Source organism: Arthrobacter sp. TWP1-1 (assembly GCF_049897845.1).
Taxonomy (GTDB): domain Bacteria; phylum Actinomycetota; class Actinomycetes; order Actinomycetales; family Micrococcaceae; genus Specibacter.
In genome coordinates this window covers 607,286-621,425 of sequence record NZ_JAFCXC010000002.1, presented here as the reverse complement: position 1 = coordinate 621,425, position 14,140 = coordinate 607,286, and the positions used below count along the sequence as shown (strand labels likewise).

13 protein-coding genes are annotated in these 14,140 nt (G+C 61.3%); 7 read left to right on the top strand and 6 right to left on the bottom strand.

The genetic code is table 11. The annotated features are described in order from the left end of the window. Positions 1-14 precede the first annotated feature (14 nt). A complete protein-coding gene (locus ACP7B9_RS06140; protein WP_425861692.1) occupies positions 15-1,643 on the bottom strand; it encodes an AMP-binding protein in 1,629 nt (542 codons plus the stop codon). 161 nt (positions 1,644-1,804) lie between these two features. Between ACP7B9_RS06140 and ACP7B9_RS06135 the strand changes: the two genes are divergently transcribed. Genes ACP7B9_RS06135 through ACP7B9_RS06125 form a run of 3 tightly spaced genes read left to right on the top strand, consistent with a single transcriptional unit; the run spans position 1,805 to position 4,005 of the window. Continuing rightward, entirely contained in the window at positions 1,805-2,386 is a 582-nt protein-coding gene (locus tag ACP7B9_RS06135) for a DedA family protein (RefSeq protein WP_425861690.1), read from the top strand. A 45-nt stretch (positions 2,387-2,431) separates the two neighbouring features. After that, on the top strand, positions 2,432-3,271 hold the full coding sequence (locus ACP7B9_RS06130; protein ID WP_425861688.1) for a thioesterase family protein: 840 nt from the start codon (positions 2,432-2,434) through the stop codon (positions 3,269-3,271). Then, the gene (locus tag ACP7B9_RS06125) at positions 3,268-4,005 is read left to right on the top strand and encodes a lipoate--protein ligase family protein (RefSeq protein ID WP_425861686.1); all 738 of its coding nucleotides are present in this window, start codon (positions 3,268-3,270) and stop codon (positions 4,003-4,005) included. The genes ACP7B9_RS06130 and ACP7B9_RS06125 overlap by 4 nt, the downstream gene beginning before the upstream one ends. A 90-nt stretch (positions 4,006-4,095) precedes the next feature. On the opposite strand, the gene ACP7B9_RS06120 is transcribed toward ACP7B9_RS06125, so the two are convergent. The 3 genes from ACP7B9_RS06120 to ACP7B9_RS06110 all read right to left on the bottom strand — a co-directional run bounded on the left by ACP7B9_RS06120 (position 4,096) and on the right by ACP7B9_RS06110 (position 6,162). Further along, a complete protein-coding gene (locus ACP7B9_RS06120) occupies positions 4,096-4,716 on the bottom strand; it encodes an MBL fold metallo-hydrolase (protein WP_425861684.1) in 621 nt (206 codons plus the stop codon). Next, positions 4,713-5,801, bottom strand: coding sequence for an S-(hydroxymethyl)mycothiol dehydrogenase (locus tag ACP7B9_RS06115; RefSeq protein ID WP_425861682.1), 1,089 nt, complete (start codon positions 5,799-5,801; stop codon positions 4,713-4,715). The genes ACP7B9_RS06120 and ACP7B9_RS06115 overlap by 4 nt, the downstream gene beginning before the upstream one ends. Before the next feature lie 103 nt (positions 5,802-5,904). Further along, positions 5,905-6,162, bottom strand: coding sequence for a mycoredoxin (locus tag ACP7B9_RS06110; protein WP_110485466.1), 258 nt, complete (start codon positions 6,160-6,162; stop codon positions 5,905-5,907). Between the two features lie 98 nt (positions 6,163-6,260). On the opposite strand from ACP7B9_RS06110, the gene ACP7B9_RS06105 reads away from it, so the two are divergent. After that, positions 6,261-6,983 carry an SOS response-associated peptidase gene (locus ACP7B9_RS06105; RefSeq protein WP_425861680.1) on the top strand — a complete coding sequence of 241 codons (723 nt, stop codon included), beginning with the start codon at positions 6,261-6,263 and terminating at the stop codon, positions 6,981-6,983. 7 nt (positions 6,984-6,990) lie between these two features. Here ACP7B9_RS06105 and ACP7B9_RS06100 read toward each other — a convergent pair whose 3' ends face one another. Both ACP7B9_RS06100 and ACP7B9_RS06095 read right to left on the bottom strand, forming a co-directional pair. Beyond that, the gene (locus ACP7B9_RS06100) at positions 6,991-7,428 is read right to left on the bottom strand and encodes a VOC family protein (RefSeq protein ID WP_425861678.1); all 438 of its coding nucleotides are present in this window, start codon (positions 7,426-7,428) and stop codon (positions 6,991-6,993) included. 25 nt (positions 7,429-7,453) lie between these two features. Beyond that, positions 7,454-7,960, bottom strand: coding sequence for a GNAT family N-acetyltransferase (locus tag ACP7B9_RS06095; protein ID WP_425861676.1), 507 nt, complete (start codon positions 7,958-7,960; stop codon positions 7,454-7,456). A gap of 267 nt (positions 7,961-8,227) precedes the next feature. On the opposite strand from ACP7B9_RS06095, the gene ACP7B9_RS06090 reads away from it, so the two are divergent. Genes ACP7B9_RS06090 through thrS form a run of 3 tightly spaced genes read left to right on the top strand, consistent with a single transcriptional unit; the run spans position 8,228 to position 14,134 of the window. Further along, entirely contained in the window at positions 8,228-8,560 is a 333-nt protein-coding gene (locus ACP7B9_RS06090) for a hypothetical protein (protein WP_425861675.1), read from the top strand. Then, the gene (locus ACP7B9_RS06085) at positions 8,553-12,086 is read left to right on the top strand and encodes a DNA polymerase III subunit alpha (RefSeq protein ID WP_425861674.1); all 3,534 of its coding nucleotides are present in this window, start codon (positions 8,553-8,555) and stop codon (positions 12,084-12,086) included. Before ACP7B9_RS06090 ends, ACP7B9_RS06085 begins: the two co-directional genes overlap by 8 nt. A 35-nt stretch (positions 12,087-12,121) precedes the next feature. After that, on the top strand, positions 12,122-14,134 hold the full coding sequence (thrS, locus tag ACP7B9_RS06080; RefSeq protein WP_425861672.1) for a threonine--tRNA ligase: 2,013 nt from the start codon (positions 12,122-12,124) through the stop codon (positions 14,132-14,134). Positions 14,135-14,140: the final 6 nt, after the last annotated feature.

The window sequence follows — 14,140 nt, the reverse complement described above, 5'->3', positions numbered from 1 at the left end:
AATCCGCGGGCCCGCTACAAGCCTAGGATCTCGATAGTCCGCTCGCGCATGTCCATCTTGCGCACCTTGCCGGTGACGGTCATGGGGAAGTCGTCCACCACGAGTACGTAGCGAGGGATCTTGTGCCGCGACAGGTGGCCCTCGCAATAGGCTGCTACGGCGGCCGCATCCAGCGGGGCCGCGCCGGGCTTCATGAGCAACCAGGCGCACAACTCCTCGCCGTAGCGTTCGTCGGGAACGCCGATGACCTGCACGTCAGCAACATCCGGATGCTGGTACAGGAACTCCTCGATCTCGCGGGGATACAGGTTTTCGCCGCCCCGAATCACCATGTCCTTGATGCGGCCCACAATGTTCACATAACCGTCGTCGAACATCACGGCCAGGTCCCCCGTATGCATCCAGCGCTCGGCATCAACCGCGCCGGCAGTCTTCTCCGGATCATTCCAGTAACCCAGCATGACCGAATAGCCGCGCGTGCAAAACTCGCCAGGCTCCCCGCGCGGGACCGTGTCGCCGGTAGCAGGGTCAACAATCTTGACCTCAAGGTGAGGGTGCACCCGGCCCACGGTTTCGGTCCGGTGGGCCACGTCGTCGTCCATCTGGGTCTGCATGGACACCGGCGAAGTTTCCGTCATGCCATAGGCAATCGAAACGCCCTCCATGTGCATCTGCGTTATGCAGCGCTTCATGACCTCAACGGGGCAGGGCGAGCCAGCCATGATCCCGGTGCGCAGGCTGGATAAATCGTAGTCGGCAAAATCGGGCAGATTCTGCTCGGCAATGAACATGGTGGGAACGCCGTACAGGGCCGTGCAGCGTTCCTCCTGGACGGCGCGCAAGGTGGCGGCGGCGTCGAAGGAAGGCCCCGGAATGATCAAGGCGGCACCATGAGTTGTGGCGCCCAAATTTCCCATGACCATGCCGAAGCAGTGATAGAACGGGACCGGTATGCACAATCTGTCCTGCTCGGTGAAGCCGATCGTTTCCGTGACAAAGTAGCCGTTGTTCAGGATGTTACGGTGGCTGAGCGTTGCGCCCTTGGGGTAGCCGGTGGTGCCCGAGGTGTATTGGATGTTGATGGGATCGTTCGGATCCAGCGCGGCCATAGCAAGTTCGACGGCGTTGGCCGGCAGCGTTTCTCCGCCCGCCACGAGCGAGTCCCAGGATGACGTGCCGATGTAGCTGGTCGCTGTCAGGGCCGGGCATTCGGATTGGATTTGGCTGATCATCCCTTGGTAGTCCGAGCCCTTGAAATCAGGCAGCGCCACCAGTAGTGACATGCCCGATTGCTGCACGGCATACCTGAGCTCGTGCACCCGGTACGACGGGTTGACGTTGACAAGGATGGCGCCGATCTTGGCCGTTGCGTACTGCAGTAGCACCCACTCCGGCACGTTGGGCGCCCAAATACCCACCCGATCTCCCTTGGCAATCCCGGCGGCGAGAAGGCCGCGGGCCAGGGCATCGACGTCGTGGTTTAGCTGCGCGTAGGTCCAGCGACGGCCCGAGGGCATGTCGATGAGCGCATCCGAGTCCGGAAACTGGGCGGCTGTCATCTGGAAGTTGGCACCTATGGTGGTGTCCAAAAGTTGGGTTGTGGAGGTGCCGGACGCGTAGGAAGCATGAACATCGGTGGTCATGTGCCGATGCTAGTACGCAAATGAGTTAATGAGAGCTAACTCACGCCGAAAAGTCTAAAAGTTTCCTGTAGGCATTTTTTGCCGGTCCGTCATTCCGGAGAAATTAGGGTTACCTCGCTTCCTTCGATACGATAGGAACTGGCAAATAGAGTACGAAACTCTTGCCATATTATTGTCTTTCCTTTGGGGGTAGCACGATCACCATGGACGCCATAGTCTCGCTACCTTTTGTCTGGGCATTTCTCATCTTGTTTGTGATCGTCATGCTGCGCTCTAACGCCACATATTGGGCCGGGCGCGGACTCTCTGCCGGCGGGCGCAAAACGAAGCTCCAGAAGTACCTGAATTCTCCTGCCTTTCATCGCGCCGAGAATATTATTGCCCGCTGGGGCGCCCCGGCCGTCAGCGTGAGCTTCTTGACCATTGGTGTGCAGACGGCCGTCAATATGGCAGCCGGACTGGGCCGCATGCCCTTGCGCCGCTACATTCCGGCCACCGTTGTGGGCTCCGTGGCGTGGGCCTGCATCTATGCAACGATCGGCTTGGCCGCCTTCGACGCCGCCCTTGCTGCCGCAGCAGGTTCGCCCCTGGCCCTGCTTGTCCTCGTGGTGGTGGCCGCAGCAGCTGTTGTGGGAATCCACCTTTTCAAGGTTTCGCGCACCCGCAAACTCGACAAGGAAGCCCTTGCAGACTGCCCCGTGATGAGCCCGGCGCCTACGGGGAGCGCGACGTCGCAGCCCTGAGCTCCGTTTGCTGGTTGGACTCCCGCTGGCGGTAAAGTCATAGCCATGCCGGAGACAACAACATTCGCAGCCGCCAACGCAGTCGCTGCCGAAAACCCCAGTTCGTACTACCGCCACCTCGGCGAGAATCGGTACGAATCAACCATCCACGCCCAGGGTGCCTGGAACACGCACGAACAGCATATGGCCCCGGTGACGGGCATCATGATCCATGCCCTGGAGCAATATCAGCCGCGCGATGACATGCGTCTGGCCCGCTTCAGTTTTGACATCCTTGGGCTCATTCCAGCCGGCGAATTCACCATTGAAACCATGCTGCTGCGTCCCGGACGGACCATCGAGCTGCTGCAAGCCGAACTCATCGCCGACGGACGCGTGGCGGTCCGTGCCACCGCCTGGCGCCTGCAAAAGGGTGACACCGCGGCGGTCGAGGCCTACGAGGACGAGCCCATGGAGAGCCTTGCCGCGGCGGTTCCGTGGGACGGCATGACCATGTGGCCCGGCGGCTTCATCAGGAGCATCGAGGCCCGCATTAACCAGGGCCACCGCCCTGGGCGTGGCCGCGCCTGGCTGCGCAGCCCCTACACAATGCTCGACGGCGGAGCACCTACCTCCGCGCTGGTGAGGCTGCTGGGGCTGGCCGACAGCGCCAATGGTATTTCCGCCCGAATGGACCCGTCGCCCGGCGGCTGGATGTTCCCCAACGTTGATCTCTCTATCCACATTTACCGGGAACCGGAAGGCGAATGGTTGGGTCTGGATACCCAGGTAACCATGTCCGGGGATGGTGTGGGCCTGACCTCCTCGGTGCTCAACGATGTCAAGGGACCCTTCGCGCGTTCCGAACAGATCTTGACTGTCCGCCCCATCCCGGCCGCCCAATGAGTGTGGCGCTGGCGCCCCAACTGGAAGTCCACAGGCAGCTAGTCAACCAAGGTGCCGAGGCCGATCTTAACTTTGCTTTGGAACTGCTGAACCAGGTCAAAACTGGACAACGGAACGCCATGTTGCGCTTTTACCGGCCCGAACCCACCGTGGCGTTCGGCCAGCGTGACACTAGGTTGGCTGGATTCGCGGCCGCCGAACAGGCCTCGCGGGACAACGGCTATGTGCCAGCAGTTCGGCGAGCGGGTGGCAGGGCCGCGGCCTATCATCAGGGCACCCTGGTGGTTGATCACATCCAGTCTGCCGAAGATGCCATCGCAGGAGCCAAGGAGCGGTTTGGCTTCTTCGGGGAGCTGTTCGCTGACGCACTGAACTCGCTGGGTCTTGACGCTGGAGTGGGGGAGATCCCGGGTGAATACTGCCCAGGTGAATTCAGTGTCTTTGGCCGCGGTGGCCAGAGCGGTGCAAGCGTGCCCGAAGGGGCCCGTATCAAGCTCATCGGCACCGCCCAGCGTGTGGTGGCTGGGGCCTGGCTGTTCAGCTCGGTCATTGTGGTGGAAGACTCCGCGCCGATCCGCAAGGTTCTCACGGACACGTATGCGGCTCTTGGCCTGGAATGGGATCCGGCCACGGCCGGCGCAGCCGAGGACCTGCTCCCTGGCCTCACCGTTGACGCTGTGGAAGCCGCGGTCCTTGCCGCTTATGCGCAGCACACGGAGCTAATCCACCCTTAGCCGCTCCCGGACACATTGACCCGTCAGATAATGCCGCTATGAACGTTCATAGCGGCATTATCTGACGGGTCAATGAGGGGAAGTGGTGCTTTACTGCTGTGCCGCCACTATTCCGGGTGCCTCGGCCGCAATGGTCGTTGAGTCACCGTGACCGGTGTTGACCACGGTCTCGGCAGGCAATGACAGTAGTCGGCTGGAAATCGAGGCGATGATCGTTGGGAAGTCGCTGTAGGAGCGTCCGGTAGCTCCGGGGCCACCGTTGAACAGCGTGTCTCCGGTGAAGACGGTGCCCAGATCCGGTGCGTAATAGCACGTGGAGCCGGGGGAGTGCCCAGGCGTGTGCAGCGCGGTCAGGACGGTGCCAGCAACACTGAAGCTGTCGCCGTCGTGCACGTCAGCATCAGGTGCGGCATCCGGGTACACGGTGTCCCACAGCATGCGATCGGCAGAGTTTAGATGGATCGCTGCGCCCGTGGCTGCGGCAACCTCGCGGGCCGCCTTGATGTGGTCGTCGTGGGCGTGCGTGAGCAGCAGCGCCAGCACCTTCCGGCCGGCCACGGCAGCCACGATCGCGGCGGGATCATGCGGGGCGTCGATCACGATGCATTCGCTGTCATCGCCCACGATCCAGACGTTGTTATCAACGTCCCAGGTGCCGCCGTCGAGTGAGAAGGTCCCCGAGGTGATCAGGCGTTCAATCCGGGCGCTCATGCGAACTCCACCACCGAACGCAGCACGGAGCCCTCGCCCATCTTGGTGAAGGCGGCTTCGATGTCGTTGATCGTGATGCGTTCGCTTACAAAGGCATCAAGGTCCAGCTTGCCCTGCTTGTACAGCTCCACGAGCATGGGGAAATCGCGCGACGGCAGGCAGTCGCCATACCAGGAGGACTTCAGCGAACCGCCGCGACCAAACACGTCGAGCAGCGGCAATTCCAGCATCATTTCCGGTGTGGGGACGCCCACCAGGACCACGGTGCCGGCCAGATCGCGGGCGTAGAAGGCCTGCTTGTACGTCTCGGGACGTCCGACGGCGTCAATCACCACATCTGCCCCGAACCCGCCCGTGAGGTTCTGGATAGCGACGACAGCGTCTTCGACAGAGGAGTCCACCGTGTGGGTGGCGCCAAGGGCCAAGGCGGCCGCGAACTTCTTGGGATCCCGGTCAACGGCGATCACGGTGGTTGCCCCGGCCAAGGCAGCACCTGCAATGGCAGCCGCGCCCACGCCGCCACAACCGATGACGGCCACGGTATCGCCACGCTTCACGGCGCCGGTGTTGATGGCCGCGCCGATGCCGGCCATGACGCCGCAACCCAGCAGGCCCACGGCGGCGGGGTCGACGTCGGGATCAACCTTGGTGCACTGCCCAGCGGCCACCACGGTCTTTTCGATGAACGCGCCAATGCCCAGGGCGGGGGAGAGGACGGTGCCGTCTTCCAGTGTCATTTTTGAGGTGGCGTTGGCCGTGTTGAAACAGTACTGCGCCTGGCCCTTGTTGCAGGCGCGGCAGTTACCGCAGACGGCGCGCCAGTTCAGGATGACGCGATCGCCGGGGACAACGTTAGTGACGCCCTCGCCCACGGCGCTGACAATGCCAGTGGCCTCGTGGCCCAGCAGGAACGGGAAGTCGTCGTTGATGCCGCCGAGCTTGTAGTGCAGATCGGTGTGGCAGACGCCGCTGGTCAGAATGTCAACGAGTGCCTCGCCCGGACCGGGGTCCGGAACAAGGATGGTTTCCAGTGTGACGGGGGCGCCCTTGCTCAGCGCTACGACGCCTTTGACCTTGTAAACCATGAAGAATGCTCCTTAGCAGCCGTGTTCCTGTCCGGAACAACAAATGGGGTTGCTGACAGGTTACACGGCTTCGCTAAAGAGGTGGGGCACGCTCAGAGAGGTGCTAAACGCCCAGCTTGACCTTGACATCGTTCAGCGACGGGTTGGTTGCCGCGGAGCCATCCGGGAAGAGCACTGTGGGGACGGTCTGGTTGCCGCCGTTGAGGCTTTCAACGAGCTCCGCCGTTCCGGCAACGTCCTCGATGTTGATCTCGGTGTAGCCGATTCCCGAGGCATCCAGCTGCTTCTTCAGGCGCTTGCAGTAACCACACCAGGTGGTTGAGAACATGGTGATGGTGCCAGCGTCAGGTGTGAAGTCCACGAAAAGTGCTCCTTGCGAGATAAGTAATTGTCCTTGCTACAACAGACAACGCTACCGGGCCGGGTGCATATTCCTCATTTTGTGCCACGATGGACTGCATGTGTGGACGTTACGTCATTGCCAGGGCAGTCGGGGATCTAGTTGCGGAGCTGGAAGCGGAGGCCGAGGCCTCCCTTGAATTGCGTGCCTCCTACAACGTTGCCCCCACCACGGATGTGCCCATTGTCCTGGAGCGGATCATTGACGGCGAGCTGCACCGACAAGTACATGTGGCCAAATGGGGACTGGTGCCCGGCTGGGCCAAGGATCCCGCCGTGGGTGTCCGGGCTTTCAATGCCCGCAGTGAAACGGTCGCTGAGAAGCCAACGTTTCGCACAGCCTTCAAGTCACGACGCTGCGGTGTCCCTGTGCAGGGCTATTACGAATGGAAGAAATCGCCGGACGGAAAAACCAAGCAGCCATACTTTGTGCACACCGCCGATGGCTCGCTGATCACCTTCGCCGGGCTCTATGAGTGGTGGAAGGATCCAGCCAAAGAGGACGGCGCGCCGGATCAATGGCTTTTGTCCTGCACTATCTTGACCATGGCGTCGCCGCCGGAGGGTGAATTGGCTACGCTGCATGACAGGCTGCCCGTGCCCCTGAGTCGTGAATCGCTGGCCGAATGGCTGGACCCGGAAAACAAGGAAACACAGCCACTGTTGGAGTCAGCGTTGGCTCAGGCGTGGGATCTGGCCGGCGCCTGGGAGCTGGACGCCGTGTCGGCGGCGGTCGGTAACGTTCGCAACGACACACCCGAGCTGATCGTTCCGCTCACCTAGCGTTATGTCACACGGTGACGTGCCCGGCGTCGTCCACTAGCCAGCTTGGGTTGTAGGCGATCTCCCAGCGGAAGCCGTCCGGATCGGCAAAGTAGCCGCTGTACCCGCCCCAAGATTGCTGCCGCGGTGGATGGACGACGGCGGCCCCGGCCTTCTGCGCGTCCGCCACCACGGCGTCCACCTCCTGAGCGCTGCCAACATTGTGGCTCAGGGTGATGGGCGGGACGCCGCCGGGGGACTGGAGGCTTTCGATCGCGACGCCCAGCTCGCCGGCCATGGCGTTGCGGTTCCACAGGGAGAGGATCAGCCCGTGGTTCACCTGGATGAAGATGACCTCCCCGGGCACTTCCCGGTGTGCTTTCCAGCCAAGGCCGGCGATGTAAAAGTCGCGGGAACGCGAAACATCACGGACCCCCAGCGAAATAAAGTTCAGCTGTTGATCCATGATGTGTCCTTGCGGCTAGGTGTTCTTAGTCGTCGGTTTCTTCTGGCGACCAGCGGTGGAAATCGAGTGAGAGGTAGAGCGCCAGGGCTGCCGAGTTGGTGGATTCCACGCGCAGGGCCACGTCGGTCTTGCCGTCGTTGAAAAGCGTATCCATGGTGGCAAGCACCAGGTCTTCGGCCAGACCGCGGCGGCGGTGCTGACGGTCGGTGATCAATTCGATGATGAAGGGGGCATCAGGGGTGTCGTCGCCCACGGCGTGTTCGACGACCAAGACTGCGGCAACAATCTTGCCGGCCTCATCCAAAGCAACGTGTGAGGCGCCAGGAAGGAGGGGGCCGTACTTTCCGGCCAATGATGCCTTCATGTCGGCCAGGGCTACGTCCAGGGAATCCCCGGCAACGCCGACGTCGTAGGCGGTGAAGTAGAGCTCGCCGAGGCGTGCTGCATCGGATTCTTCTACGGTACGGGAAGCGAAAGGGAGCTCCCGTTCCAGCGGAGTGGTTTTAGCGATGAGGGTGACCATGTCAGTCATGGAACGCTCCTTAAGGTCGTTGTGGCGCCATTGGCGCGGCTGAATCAAAGGCCATAAGGCCATGGTAGACGCCAGTTGCGTTGTCAGCTATCCGCAGGGCGCGATCGGTGCAGAACTGATGCCCGCAGATGCATTTCACTGTGGGCGTTACCTGTCGTGTGGCTTTGAGCGTACACTTAAATTAATTAGAATATATGTACTAATACAAAAGACATGTCCGGAACGTAGTTAATTGTTTGTGGCGCCGGGCTGGGATGGAGGGTGCATGTGGGCATCTTCAGTGAAGCCGTAGAGATGGAGCGTTCGCCTTCGGGGGAGCTGATGCGGTTGGTGTGGCGTGGAGTCAGCTACTCCATAGCCCCTCATCCCTTGTGCTGGTATGAACGACGCCCTTGGTGGGAGAACGAAACCCGCATGCCTCCGGGAGAGGGTGTGGGCATTGTGGACACCCAAATGTGGCGGCTGCAACTTCGCCGGGAAGGGGGCTCCGATGATCTGACCCTTGACGTGGTGAGGTACCGACCTGCCGATCGCTGGCGCGTCATAAAGATTCATGAAGCCGTAGATGAAGTCTTCAAGGAGGAGCTCGGAGGTGCGTAACTTTGTCCATTTGCACAGTTCTTCCGCCTTCAGCGCCCACTTTGGTGTTTCTTGGCCGGAGGACCTGGCCAAGGCGGCCTCCGTCGATGGTGATGCGCTGGCCATCACTGATCGGGACGGTCTGTATGGAGCTGTTAAACATGTCAAGGCGTGCATGGCAGCCAAGATCGATCCGATCGTTGGTGTTGATCTGGCTGTCCTAGAAGAAGGCCCGGGCGGACTGGAGGTGGCCGGACGGGTGGTTGTGCTGGCCCATGGAGGTGCCTTTTTGGCGCCGGGCACGGGCTATGCGGCGCTCTGTCGATTAATCTCCGCATCCCACGCGCGGAGCAAAATGGTGGGGTTGACCCTGGATCAATTGGCCGTTGGAGTGCTGGATCCGTTGACAGGAAAACCCGCTCTGACAGTGCTGCTTGGTCCACTTTCACCCGTGGGCAGGGCCATGGGTGGCCGCAAATACCTGCTGCCCCGCACGAAGTTCCTTGTGTGGCGCAACACCATGCCCGCCGGTTCCTTTGTGGTAGAGATTGTCAGTCATCTGAGCGCCCCAGGGGCCTCCATGAGCACGGCCCATGCCGTACGGATGCTCAAGCTTGCGCAGGAATTCGATGTTCCGGCCGTGTTGAGCAACGCCGCGCGCTATAGCAGGGAAGAAGATGCGCCCACGGCCGATGTCCTTGATGCGGCACGGAACATCGCCCCGTTGGATCAGCTCAATGACCTGCAACCCACGGGGCAGGCCTGGCTAAAAAGTGCAGCAGGGATGCATGCTGTGGCAAAGGAGATTGTCTATCAGGCCGGATACGGCGCCGCTGAGCTGGGGCAGCTGTGGGCCAATACTGCCTCGTTGGCTGACAAATGCCGGCTTGATCCGGACGGTGATCTGGGCTGGAAAAAACCCACGACGCCTGAATCGGAGGTACTGGGGCTGACTCAACCAGCAGGGCTGGAATTACGTCAGCGTACGGAGGCGGGCTTGAACCAGCGTTTTGGCGGATTCTCACAGGGGAAACTGCTGAACGTTCGGGAGCGGCTGGAAACGGAGTTGGAGACCATCGGCAGGCTGGGTTTCGAATCGTACTTCCTGACGGTGGCGGAGGTCTCGGAAATGATTCGCACCATGGGGGTGCGCCGTGCCGCGCGAGGTTCCGGGGCGTCGTCGTTGGTTAATTATTTGCTGGGCATCAGTGCCGTGGATCCCATCGCCAACGACCTCCTGTTTGAGCGCTTCCTCTCCAATGACAGAGCTACGCTGCCTGACATCGACCTCGATGTGGAAAGCGCAGAACGCCACAATGTTTACAGGCGTATTTTTGACCGTTTTGGCTCAGAGCGAGTCACCCTGATGAGCATGCAAAACAGCTACCGGGCCCGTGGCGCCGTCAGGGATGCCGGGCTGGCGCTGGGCATGGACAAAGGCGAGATTGATCAGATCGCCAAGCAGTTGTGGCGGTTTTCTGCAGGTTCCTTTAGGGAGGCTTTGGAGGAAAAGCCTGAGCTGCGTGATTTTGCCGCGCAGGTTCGGCAATCCCGAGAATCGCAGCACGGCGATGAGCACGGCGGTGATGAGCGCAACCATGATCAGCGTGGCGGTGCCCAGCTCGATCTCTTGGTGGATCTGACCGAGCGGCTGGACAGCCTGCCCCGACATATTTCCATGCATCCGTGCGGGGTGATCCTTGGGGATTCCTCCCTGCTGAACCGCACGCCAGTCCAACCCAGCGGCATGGGGCTGCCCATGAGCCAATTCGATAAACACGACATGGACGCCATGGGCATGCTCAAGCTCGACGTTCTGGGCGTGCGGATGCAAAGCGCCATGGCTTACGCGGTGCGGGAAATTATCCGTCTGCACCCCTCCAAGGCGGCCGTGATTGCCCAAGGCGGACATGCCCCGGAGGCGCCGTTCATTAACGCCGACGGCGGGATTGACCTTGACGCCGTCCCTCTCGACGACGAGCCAACCTTTGAACTAATCCGCAGCACCCACACGCTGGGCTGCTTTCAAATCGAATCACCGGGCCAACGTGAACTGGTGGGAAAAATGGCACCCACTGAGTTCAGCGACCTGGTCATTGACATCTCCCTGTTCCGTCCCGGCCCCATGAAATCAAATATGGTCAAACCGTATTTGGAGAGCCGGGCGGGCTTTGCGCGGCCGCATTATGCCCACCCCGATCTGATCCCCGTCTTGGCGGAGACGCACGGTGTGACGGTTTTTCACGAGCAGGTGCTGCGCACCTTCAGCAAAATGACCGGGTGCACCTTGTCCCGCGCAGATGAGTTCAGGCGCGGGCTGGGCAACCCGGAGGTGGAGCCCACGGTCGAGAAATATTATCGGGAGCATGCCGCGGAGCTCGGTTACACGAGCGCCGTTATTGACGAGGTGTGGGAGACCCTGAGGGCCTTTGGCAGCTTCGGTTTCTGCAAGGCCCACGGCGCGGCCTTTGCCGTGCCTACCTACCAATCAGCGTGGTTGAAGGCGCATCACCCGGCCGAGTTTTTGACGGGTTTATGGGAACACGATCCCGGGATGTACCCGCGCCGCCTGTTGGTGGCCGAGGCGAGGAGGTTGGGCATTCCCATCCTGCCACTGGACATCAATGCCAGTGGCGGGGAATATCGGGCCGAGCGGACCATGCCAGCTGGCAGGGAAGTGGCTGGCAGGGAAGAGACGGTCAGGCAAGAGACAGCGGCCGTGACCGGCATTCGTTTGAGCCTTGCAGGGGTATACGGGCTTTCCGGAACAGAGCTCAAACGGATTCTTACAGGCCAGCCCTATGATTCGTTGGCCGATCTGCGCGACAGGGCCAAGCTCAGCCGGCCAACGCTGAAGCGGCTGGCCCAATTGGGGGCGTTGGATTCGCTGCATCGAAAGGCTCAGGGCGCCACAGGAAATACGGCCAACCGTGCCGATCTGGTGGCCCACGTGAACAGCCTCCCGGTGCACAAGTCCAGCAGGCGCAATGAACCCATCGAGGGCCAACTCGCCCTACCCATGGAAGATGTGGAATTAGGCACACTGGTTGCCGAGCATCCGGCCGCAACCCCGGCCGAGACGGTACGTACGGAGCTGGATCTGCTGTCCCTGGATGTCAGTGACCACCTCATGGGAAGCTATGCGCCGCTGCTGGACCAACTGGGTGTGAGCCGCGCCGAGAATCTTTTGGGATTGCGGAACAATAGCGAGGTTCTGGTGGCGGGGGTCCGGGTGGCCACCCAAACCCCGCCAATGCGCGGCGGAAAGCGGGTGGTGTTCATCAGCGTCGACGACGGCACGGGCTGTGTTGACACCGTTTTCTTCACCGAGGCGCAGGAAAAATCGGGGCCGCTGCTTTTTGGCACCCGCATGCTGCTGATCCATGGGCTGACCAGGCGCACAGGTCCGCGGGGCATCTCGGTGCAGGCTCTGCAGGCCTGGGACCTGCACGACACCGCGAAGCTGCCGCAGGCCCACGTGTTGGAAGGCGTCCCGCCAACCCGATACCATCAAAGAGGCTCACAGCAACCACCGTATGTTGCTTAAACATGGAGCCATACATGACAAACAAGGAGTTACCAGTGCCAGTGGATACACAGATCACCCTCTCAGTCGATGGCGAGACGACGACGGTGGCCACAGGCACCACCGGAGCGGAATTGTTCTTTGAACGCCGCGAGGTAGTCGTCATGCGCGTTGATGGGGTCCTGAAGGACCTCTCCGCCGAGCTCGCCGCAGACGCTTCAGTGGAAGCTGTCACCATCGATTCTCCCGACGGCCTTGATGTTCTGCGCCACTCAACCGCCCACGTCATGGCCCAGGCCGTGCAGGCGTTGCGCCCCGATGCCAAGCTCGGAATCGGCCCGTACATCACCGACGGTTTCTACTTTGATTTCGATGTGGCTGAGCCTTTCACACCTGAAGATCTGAAGACGCTTGAGAAGATGATGCTCAAGATCGTCAACCAGAACCAAAAGTTTGCCCGCAGCGTTGTCTCCGAGGACGAGGCCCGCGAAGCCATGGCCAACGAGCCGTACAAGCTTGAACTGCTTGGCAAGAAGAACGACGACGCCGCCGATACCGCCGAAGGCGTCAACGTTGAGGTGGGTGCTGGAGACATCACCATCTACTCCAACATTGATCGCAAGAGCGGCGACGTTGTGTGGTGCGATCTCTGCCGCGGCCCGCACCTGCCCAACACCAAACTCATTTCCAACGCCTTTGCGCTGACCCGCACCTCCGCCGCCTACTGGCTGGGTAACCAGAACAACCAGCAGCTGCAGCGCATCTACGGCACGGCCTGGCCCACCAAGGAAGCCCTGAAGGCGCACCAGGAGCGCATCGCGGAAGCCGAACGTCGCGACCACCGCAAGCTCGGCGTCGAACTTGATCTTTTCTCCTTCCCTGACGAGCTGGGATCCGGCCTGCCCGTGTTCCACCCCAAGGGCGGCATCATCCGCAAGGAGATGGAAGATTATTCGCGCAAGCGTCACGTTGAGGCCGGCTACGACTTCGTCTACACCCCGCACATCACCAAGGGCCACCTCTATGAGGTCTCTGGCCACCTTGACTGGTACCGCGATGGCATGTTCCCTCCCATGCACGTTGATGCTGAGCTGAATGAGGACGGGACGGTGCGCAAGCCCGGCCAGGATTACTTCCTCAAGCCCATGAACTGCCCTATGCACAACCTGATCTTCCGTTCGCGCGGCCGCTCCTACCGCGAACTGCCGCTGCGCCTGTTCGAATTCGGTGCGGTCTACCGCTACGAGAAGTCCGGCGTGATTCACGGTCTGACGCGTGTGCGCGGCATGACACAGGACGACGCCCACATCTACTGCACCAAGGAGCAGATGAAGGACGAGCTCACCGAAACGCTGAACTTTGTCCTGTCCCTGCTCAAGGACTACGGCCTGAATGACTTCTACCTTGAGCTGTCCACGAAGGATCCGGAAAAGTTCGTCGGTGACGACGCCGTCTGGGAGGAAGCAACTCAGACCCTGGCCGACGTCGCCCGCGAGTCCGGCCTGGAACTTGTCGCAGATCCCGGAGGAGCCGCGTTCTACGGCCCCAAGATCTCCGTGCAGGCCAAGGATGCGCTGGGTCGCACCTGGCAGATGTCCACGATCCAGCTGGACTTCAACCTGCCGGAGCGTTTCGAGCTCGAATACCAGGCAGCCGACGGCACCCGCCAGCGCCCCGTCATGATTCACCGCGCCCTCTTCGGCTCGGTGGAGCGCTTCATGGGCGTGCTGACCGAGCACTACGCCGGCGCCTTCCCGGCCTGGCTCTCTCCCGTACAGGTTGTTGCCATTCCGGTGGCCGAGGCGTTCAACGACTACATGTTCGACGTCGTTGCTCAGCTGAAGAAGGAAGGCATTCGCGCGGAGGTGGATATCTCCAGCGACCGCTTCCCGAAGAAAATCCGCACCGCCAGCAAGGACAAGATCCCGTTTGTCCTGATCGCCGGCGGTGACGATGCTGATGCTAATGCCGTGTCCTTCCGTTTCCGTGACGGCAGTCAGGACAATGGTGTGGCCGTTGAAGAGGCAGTGCGACGCATTGTTGAAGCAGTTCGCAACCGGACCGCATAAGCCCCT

Bases quoted from the DNA above. Each gene is read 5' to 3' on its own strand.
- ACP7B9_RS06140 (WP_425861692.1), bottom strand. From the start codon at position 1,643: ATGACCACCGATGTTCATGCTTCCTACGCGTCCGGCACCTCCACAACC.
- ACP7B9_RS06130 (WP_425861688.1), top strand. From the start codon at position 2,432: ATGCCGGAGACAACAACATTCGCAGCCGCCAACGCAGTCGCTGCCGAA.
- ACP7B9_RS06125 (WP_425861686.1), top strand. From the start codon at position 3,268: ATGAGTGTGGCGCTGGCGCCCCAACTGGAAGTCCACAGGCAGCTAGTC.
- ACP7B9_RS06120 (WP_425861684.1), bottom strand. From the start codon at position 4,716: ATGAGCGCCCGGATTGAACGCCTGATCACCTCGGGGACCTTCTCACTC.
- ACP7B9_RS06115 (WP_425861682.1), bottom strand. From the start codon at position 5,801: ATGGTTTACAAGGTCAAAGGCGTCGTAGCGCTGAGCAAGGGCGCCCCC.
- ACP7B9_RS06105 (WP_425861680.1), top strand. From the start codon at position 6,261: ATGTGTGGACGTTACGTCATTGCCAGGGCAGTCGGGGATCTAGTTGCG.
- ACP7B9_RS06100 (WP_425861678.1), bottom strand. From the start codon at position 7,428: ATGGATCAACAGCTGAACTTTATTTCGCTGGGGGTCCGTGATGTTTCG.
- ACP7B9_RS06095 (WP_425861676.1), bottom strand. From the start codon at position 7,960: ATGACTGACATGGTCACCCTCATCGCTAAAACCACTCCGCTGGAACGG.